11 protein-coding genes are annotated in these 7,884 nt (G+C 29.1%); 8 read left to right on the forward strand and 3 right to left on the reverse strand.

The features are described 5' to 3' along the window. The first annotated feature begins 51 nt into the window (after positions 1-51). Positions 52-594 carry a hypothetical protein gene (locus SH09_RS13470; RefSeq protein ID WP_042740150.1) on the forward strand — a complete coding sequence of 181 codons (543 nt, stop codon included), beginning with the start codon at positions 52-54 and terminating at the stop codon, positions 592-594. Then, positions 594-812 carry a DUF4176 domain-containing protein gene (locus SH09_RS13475; protein ID WP_042740151.1) on the forward strand — a complete coding sequence of 73 codons (219 nt, stop codon included), beginning with the start codon at positions 594-596 and terminating at the stop codon, positions 810-812. The genes SH09_RS13470 and SH09_RS13475 overlap by 1 nt, the downstream gene beginning before the upstream one ends. Positions 813-1,609: 797 nt before the next feature. Here SH09_RS13475 and SH09_RS16450 read toward each other — a convergent pair. After that, positions 1,610-1,711 (reverse strand): type I toxin-antitoxin system Fst family toxin, encoded by a 102-nt coding sequence (locus tag SH09_RS16450; protein ID WP_235307538.1) that lies wholly within the window; start codon positions 1,709-1,711, stop codon positions 1,610-1,612. 710 nt (positions 1,712-2,421) lie between these two features. Here SH09_RS16450 and SH09_RS13480 point away from each other — a divergent pair. The 4 genes from SH09_RS13480 to SH09_RS15860 all read left to right on the forward strand — a co-directional run bounded on the left by SH09_RS13480 (position 2,422) and on the right by SH09_RS15860 (position 4,902). After that, positions 2,422-2,652, forward strand: a complete 231-nt coding sequence (locus SH09_RS13480; protein WP_042740152.1) for an AbrB/MazE/SpoVT family DNA-binding domain-containing protein — start codon at positions 2,422-2,424, stop codon at positions 2,650-2,652. Between the two features lie 636 nt (positions 2,653-3,288). Beyond that, positions 3,289-4,068 (forward strand): ParA family protein, encoded by a 780-nt coding sequence (locus tag SH09_RS13485; RefSeq protein ID WP_042740153.1) that lies wholly within the window; start codon positions 3,289-3,291, stop codon positions 4,066-4,068. A 1-nt stretch (position 4,069) separates the two neighbouring features. Further along, positions 4,070-4,291, forward strand: a complete 222-nt coding sequence (locus SH09_RS13490) for a hypothetical protein (RefSeq protein ID WP_042740154.1) — start codon at positions 4,070-4,072, stop codon at positions 4,289-4,291. A gap of 311 nt (positions 4,292-4,602) precedes the next feature. Continuing rightward, positions 4,603-4,902: a hypothetical protein gene (locus tag SH09_RS15860; protein ID WP_052495466.1), complete on the forward strand. Its 300-nt coding sequence runs from the start codon at positions 4,603-4,605 to the stop codon at positions 4,900-4,902. A gap of 300 nt (positions 4,903-5,202) precedes the next feature. Here the strand turns inward: SH09_RS15860 and SH09_RS17275 are convergent, their stop codons facing one another. Together SH09_RS17275 and SH09_RS13500 are read right to left on the reverse strand one after the other, a co-directional pair. Beyond that, positions 5,203-5,325, reverse strand: coding sequence for a hypothetical protein (locus tag SH09_RS17275; RefSeq protein WP_268767850.1), 123 nt, complete (start codon positions 5,323-5,325; stop codon positions 5,203-5,205). 146 nt (positions 5,326-5,471) lie between these two features. Beyond that, a complete protein-coding gene (locus tag SH09_RS13500; RefSeq protein WP_042740155.1) occupies positions 5,472-6,344 on the reverse strand; it encodes a hypothetical protein in 873 nt (290 codons plus the stop codon). A gap of 627 nt (positions 6,345-6,971) precedes the next feature. Between SH09_RS13500 and SH09_RS13505 the strand changes: the two genes are divergently transcribed. Together SH09_RS13505 and SH09_RS13510 are read left to right on the forward strand one after the other, a co-directional pair. Then, positions 6,972-7,589, forward strand: coding sequence for a hypothetical protein (locus SH09_RS13505; RefSeq protein ID WP_042740156.1), 618 nt, complete (start codon positions 6,972-6,974; stop codon positions 7,587-7,589). Between the two features lie 7 nt (positions 7,590-7,596). Further along, positions 7,597-7,884: RusA family crossover junction endodeoxyribonuclease (locus SH09_RS13510; protein WP_042740157.1), on the forward strand; the 288-nt coding region annotated here is incomplete at its 3' end.

Below are 7,884 nucleotides of genomic sequence, written 5' to 3' on the forward strand. Positions count from 1 at the left end.
TTTATTTTAATGGCTTGTAGTTATTTATTATAGCTGAAAGGATGGTAACTAATGTTAAAGTTAATCAATATCGGTTGGCAATCAAATCGAGTTGTTTATGTTGATAAGGAAACTAAGAAATTTTATAAATCTGAAACTAGCAGACATTCTAATCATATTTTTTTCTTAGTTCCAATTGCTAGCACTCTTCTAGGAGGAATAATTTCTAATATTAGTTTAGTAATAGGAGAAACTAGTGACCAATTTCGTTTAGGAATACTTTTTCTCTGTTATGGAATTACTTTTATTATTTCTATTCTTGGAAAGAAAGTATTGATTAAGCAATGGTCACTACAACTTTATTATCCAAATGTTTTTCAAATACGAGAATTGCTAGAAAATGGGAAGAAACAAAGAATTGGTCAATTAATAATTGTTGGATTTATGATATGTTTTATTTTATTACTTTCATATGATTATTTAATATCTGGGAGTGTCAGACCATTATTGATTTCTACATTTTTAGTTGGTGCAACATCTTTACTAATTTGGGATTGTTCGCCATTGGACCGTAGAAAAGTGATTAGACAATTAAAAAGGGAGATACAAAATTGATGATTATTAATCGATTTCCTTTATACAATAATGATGGGAAAATTGGTTACTTTGACTACTCAGCTTGTATTTACCCAACCGGAATATTTGATAACAAGTCTTACTTTTTCAATGAAGAGAATATCGAAAAAGTTTGGTTTGAAGGTTATGTTGACGAATCAGAAGAGGTGTTACAAAAACGCTTTGAGACAAAAAAATCATCTATCATCCACGCTTAGAATTAAAAAAGAGTAATTACAAAGTTTTTGAAACTAGGACGAAAAATAAAATGTTACATAGTAAATGATGATAATCTTCTTTTATTCATCATTTTCAATTCATTTATATAAATTTTGTACAGAAGTAAGAAAGGTTTTTACTTTAAAATGAGGGAGAACCTGGTCTATGATTTCTTCTTGTTTCATTGTCAATTATAGTGATTGACTTTTAGCTAACACCTAGAGGGAATCGTTTGGGGAGCCCACTGAAAAAGTCAAACTGTAGAACTTTGACTTTTTCAGTGGGCTCCTAATTTAGGTCTCTATCTTTTATTTTTTTGATGTGGTTTTATGCCGAGAAAACTTTTGATATGGAAAAGAGCTATATGTTATTACAGCTTGTCTGTAAAAGTTGGTGGTGTTTGAATTGGGATTAAACCAAGTTAACACCAACTAAAAAACATATAGCTCAAAGGTTTCAAGTCAAAAGGAAATTGGAATAAAAATAAAAAAGAGTTACAGCATTCGCGACCAAAGTTTGTGTTGTAACTCTTTTTCAATTTAAAATTGAGAAGGAGTTTTTTTATGAGAAACAAAATAAAGTTTGTTGATGGTTAATAACAAGCACAATAAATCAGATGAAAAGTATATAATACAAAACTATAAGGATACAAAGGATATTTTACAAACAGTGATGAAAAGGATATACTATAGGTAAGTTGAGAAAGCCATTGTGTTATCGACATGATGAAACACCAAACGCCATCTACTACTGCTATAGTAGATGGCGTTTTTAGGTGTTTGGTAATTAATGGTCATCAACGTTTACGATTATCTAACCAATATTTGTAAGTCGTAAGTATTACACCAACCAAAATTGGTGCAATAAGAGTTGAGAAAACTATTGTTACAATCGACATGACTTTACACCTCCTAACTTGTCCTATTTCAACAGTTAGGATTGTTGATGACATTTGATATTATAACACTTCCGATATACAGAAAATAGATTAATAGTGAACTTGGCGAAAAACGATTGATTTTGATACATTAGAAACAGCGTATTTCATTAAATAAATGAACAATACCAAAAGACGATATTTCTTGTCAATTTTGTGTGTATTTTTCCTGTTTTAATTAGTTGGGCACTTGTACTGTTGACACCGTTCGAGTGCTCTTTTTGTTTCATAAAAACTAGATCTATTTGATTTTGAATACAATCCGTGTGTAGATTTTTATAAGTGGTCAAAATCACTAAATAAAAAATGGAACTGGGCAAAGAAATTTAGATGTTATCTATAAATTTGTTACGATTATAAATAACATTTTCTAGAACCACGATATAATCTTGCTTTTCGTCTAGTACACACACCTTCTTTTACTCTATAACATCTCATTGATTGTAATAGTTATTTGTTTTTTATTCATAAACTACGAGGACAGCTAAGCAGTTTACGTGGTTTTTGATTCTAATTAAGATAATGAAATCATTTATCGTCTATAGAAGGAGCTACATCTACCTAGACTAAATTAAAGAGTTCTGTTGCAAAGTTACAAAAATAAATTGATAAAATACATATAAAAATACACAATAAAAGATATACAAATATATACTGAAGGAGAGGGTTGTATGGTTATCACAAATACTAGAAAAGTTAGAAAAATTGGTTCCAGCAATGTGGTTACTTTACCTAAAGAAATCTTAGAACAATTGAATATACATGAGAGCGAAAAATTAGCTTTTAACATAGAAAATGGCAAATTATTAATAGAAGCGGTTAAAACATTAGAACCAAAAGAAGCAGATATTTTAAGTATTGCGGAAGAAATCAGTAATCAATATGACAAAGCTTTTAAATAATTAGGGAATCGCTAGTAGGCTGAAATACACGCGCTATTTAACGGAAAAGGAAATTATCATATTAAATATATATGTTATAGAGAAATATAGCCCTCCCAAGAGCCTATAGGTGTTAAAGAAACTAAATCATTAAATATACTGGTTAATGCACCTAAGCAATATGTATTTGGACATGAATAGTACTACAATAATGGTCCCGACAGTTTTTTACTTAGTTTAGGCAGAAGTTGTTCATCTATTATAGATGGATGACTGGTGCTATGATATGAACGGAAAACAAGTATCACTTTACACTCCTCTTCTCTGTGTCTGAATTGACGCTTGAGAGATAGATGACTCTATCATCGAAAGTATATAAGCACAGGTGCTTACTTTCGACAAATTGAACGATTCAATTTTTAGAGTCTAAAGAGAAATATTTAATTGTAGTAATATGGCTTTTGAGATGTACATTCGCTATTTTAGTTATTAGTAAACACAAAGCGAACCACACAACTACTTATGTCTTTTAGTCCTAGTAGTATAGTAGTGAAAGGTGTAAATAGAAAAAGATGATAGTAGAGAATAGCTGAGATATTTGTTATTATAGATATAAATAAAATGTAATTAACAGAATCAGAAAAGAGGTTTGGTTATATGACAATAGTAATAACGATTGGTTGTTTTAAAGGGGGTGTAGGTAAATCTACTTTAACAGAAATACTTACTTATTTATTAGCGAAAGATGGTTATAAAGTATTAGCAATTGATACAGATCCTCAAAGTAATTTAACTGAAAAAATACAAAGAACTTATCGGATTAAATTTGAGAAAGAGCCGTCCTTTATGCAAGGTATTAAAAAGCTTAATTTAGAGCCTTGTATAGAAGCGGTTAATAGCAATCTAGATATATTAAAAGGTGATTGGTCTCTAGAGAGTTTTGATAAGTATGTTATTAAAAATTTTGATGAAAAAGGAGAGTATTTTTTATTAAATTCTCTTTTAAAACCTATTAAATCTAATTATGATTATATTATTATTGATACAAGACCATCAACAGGGATTTTATCTAATAATGCTGTATGTGCGTCTGATTACGTTTTGATAACATCTAAAACTGAAGAAGACAGTTTTATATCTGCTAAGAAATATTATAGCTATTTAGGGAATATTCAACAGAATAAAAAGAAAAATTTAAAATTCTTGGGTTTATTACCATATTTAGTGAATCAACGAGGTGCTACTAATAGAAGTGTTATGGATAAGATGAATAACCTTTTTGATAAAGATGTGTTTGAGAATTACATACGTTCTAGTGATCGAGTGGTTACTTGGGGAGAACAAGGAGTAACAGAGCACAAAGCCCATGATAAAAAAACAATGAGAATGTATATAGATGTAAAAAATGAAATTTTAAAAAAGATTGAGAGGAAATAAAATGGGAAATTTTAACAATGAAATGGTAAAAAATGAATATAAAGATGAGAAAATATTTGATGAAATGATAACTAAAAAGAAAGAAGTAAGAGAAACTAAATCTATTAAAATGTACATTGATGATTGGTCAGTTGCCTATCAAATTAAAGCGAAAACAGGAAAAAATCTGGTGGACATAGTTTCTGAAGCAATGGAGAGTTTGAAAGAAAAATACAATCTATAATTTTAACTTAATTCAGGAAATATACTAAGAATAAAACCAGTAATTTTTTGTTGTTATCTAAAAATATTGATATATTATAACTATTAATAGTGGAGGGGTCTTTAATGACTAACAAAAAAACAATGCCTAAACATCCTTATGATTATTTCAAAGGAGATATGACAATTTTTCTTTTGAGAATATGTAGTGAGTAAAAGTAGAAAATAATTATTATTGCTAGGACAAATTAAAAGGTAGGAAAATGGCAATTTAAAATTGTTGGTTTTCCTACCTTTTTTAGTATCCTTTTCTCATAGTTTAAGGAGGTAAATATGAGAAAAGATATACGTAAAGGAGTTAAAGAATTTATGAAAGACGAAACAAGACCAAGTTATGCAGCCTTAGTACGAAGGTTTAATTGTGATTACCGTACAATCAAACAGGCATTTGTTGAGTTAGAAAATGGCAGTGATAAAAATAAAAAGCAAAGGTCAAGTAAATTGGATCCATATAAAGAGATTGTGGATCTAAAACTAGCTAATGAATGTAGTGCGTACAGTATTTATTTGTTCATCCAGAAAAAGGGTTATGACGGAAGTTATAGTCTCGTGAAACAATACTTTAGAAAATAAAAAATAGAGAAAACCAAGAAAGCAACGATTTGCGTAGAACACACACCTGGCTTATCAGCTCAAGTTGATTGGAAAGAAAGCATGGTGTTACATATAGTTGATGGAAAAGTGTTAAATTCAACATCTTTCTGTATGTCCTTAGTTATTCAAAGAAAAAATATATTACATTAACTTTTGATAGAAGCCAAGATACCTATTAAATTAATTTAATAGAGTTATTTTTGTTGTAAAACAAAAATAATAGTACAAGCAATAATACAAGTACAACAACAAAACCTCCACAGTTATCTTGTGGAGGTTTCATAGTAAACTATTAAAGAAACCATGTATTAAAATAGCACCTAAACAAATTAATCCAGCAAAGTAGCGCATGATAGTGTTTATAGCACCATCTGCTTTTGCTGCTAATGTATTGCCAGACAAAGTTCTCTTTTTTCTTCTTTGGTTAGTTTCTTTTTAGAAGAGTTGTTTTGAAGTTTTTGGGATTTTAGCTTCTTCTTAATCGCCTTTATTTTTTTCTTGTCATTACTTTTCTTTTGTTTAAACATTTGAAAAATAATAGATTCAAGCTAGTACTTATGATTATTATTCAAGCTGTTACTTGTGATGTTATTTGAGTTATCATGTTGTTTATCGTTAACTTTACTGCTAGTTTCTTTTCCTACAACTATTTTTTGTCCATTCTCTGTTAGTTGTAGGGTATCTGCTGTAAGTAATACTTGGTTATTTTTGACAGTCATACCAGATAAACTGCCTAAAATATTATCAATAGTAATATCTTTATTACCCCTTACAAATTCAAGGGGAATCTCTCTTACATTTGTAAGGGGTACTTTGAGATCAAACGTTTTACCAATATTAGATAATGCACAATTTGTAAAATCATCGGTAATTAATATTATTGCGCGAGCAGTAATTGGATTTTGTGGGTAAACCGTTAATAGTTTCATGTTGTAGGAAGATAAAAACTTTTGAGCATCAAAAATTTTGAAGTAATTCATTTTCATCAATCTATACTCTGCTTTAGTGAATTTATCTTTTGGTTTAAAGTTATCAACTTTCTGATTTTTGACATCTATATCTCTAACAGTCACTTGTAAACAGTTAATACCATATACTAATACATCTTCTGAATTAATGTGATTCAAACTTACTTCATTACCTATAATGTCTAAGATGTTAACTTTATTGACTATGTCATCGTGCAATATAGCAGTGATGACTTTATTTTTATTCACATCAATATCAGTATTTTCATTGTATTTTGTGTGATCTTCAATTATTCTTAATTCTAACTTTATATGAGAATCCACTAACACTTTTTCTACCACAAGCCTCTTATCTTTCAAAAATGCATTTATATCAAAAGTTTCAAAGAGTTCTACATTGTTAAGTTTAATAGATGCTTCTAAATTGCTCGATTTATTTTGATTATCCAACATTTTACATCACTCCATTTTAAAATCTTTAATAATTTATATAGTTTAATTATAAAATATTTGAGTACTATAAACAATGTTATTGTTGATAAAAATATTTGAATTCAAAGACTTCATAATACGAATAATCTAATTAAACAGAGAATATATAATTATTTTTAAGGAAAATGTCACAATCATAATTCTTGAAATATATGAAATAAATATAAACATCAAAATCTCTATATTTAAGTGGGAATAATAATTTAATATACTCAATGTATCTATTTTACGTTAAAAAATCAACTAATTATTTTTTCGTAAATTTATAGTTTGAAATATCGTACTATATGATTTATAGTTAAAAGTGTAATACAAGTTCTTTTTAAAGAACTTTTATATATAGCCAAGTGATTTTATGAATGAACTTGCAAATATAAAGATAATAAAAAGGTTGTTCAAAGATATAAATATACATAATAGTTAAAGTTCATATTATGTATAAAAATTGCTAAAAAGCGTACCGAAAACTTTTATTAACCAAATCTGGTATGGAGTTTATTGTCATAATTATATAAGTGAATATACTTATGATTGAAAACATACGAAAATATAAAAATAATAGTTATTAATTGGAGAAAGGTGTTATATATGGCAAATACAAAAACACAAAAATTATTAAGTATTTCAAAGAGTAAAAGTGAAAACATCTCAGAATGGATTGTGAATGAAGCACATTGGAAGTTGCTTGCTGAAAACTTAGGTTTAGGTAAGACGGCAATCTTTAGATATAAGAAATTGATTAAAGAGATGGGAGAAGAAAAAACACCGTTTTATGCATTAGGGGAAGTGTTTACACTTAACCAGTTAAATGTTGTTATAGAGCTGTTTAACGATGCTATAGAGCATCCAGAAAAATATGAAAAACCTAAGAAAAAAGCTGAAGTGAATTTACAAGCACAGGCCGAAGTGATACAAAAACACACGCAAGATATGAATATGGATTATTTAGGGTACAAAAATAAGAAAATAGCATCAACAAAAGGGGATGAAACAAAAGAGACGGGGACTGATTATACAAGGGATAGAGCGTTAACTCAGACAGAAGTTTTAAAACGTCATATGGCAGAAAAAGAATATATACAAACACTACCTGAAGGAAGTCAGGAGCGAATTGAAAGAGAACGTGCTTATAGAGAGAGTGAAGCTGATAGAATTGCGGAATATTGGAGAGCTCAGACAATAGGACACAAGGATAAAAAGGAGTAAGAAGCTTATGGCGAAGATATGGAAATACACAATTGACTTACCGCCTATGGGGACGCCTAGACCACGTACAAGGCGTTTAGATGATGGTCGTACAATTACTTACTATGATCGTGCATACAGTGAGTATTTGGACGCTATACAAGCACGTTTAATAAGAGATAAAGCTATTAATGACGATTTTTTTGATGTTGTTAATACAGAGTTGGGTGTTAAAGCTGAAGTGATGTTTTATGTGCAAGCACCTAGAAGTCAAAATAGGCTTAAAAAACTGACAAGAACGACAGCACCAGATATC

Source organism: Staphylococcus gallinarum, from assembly GCF_000875895.1.
GTDB lineage: Bacteria > Bacillota > Bacilli > Staphylococcales > Staphylococcaceae > Staphylococcus > Staphylococcus gallinarum.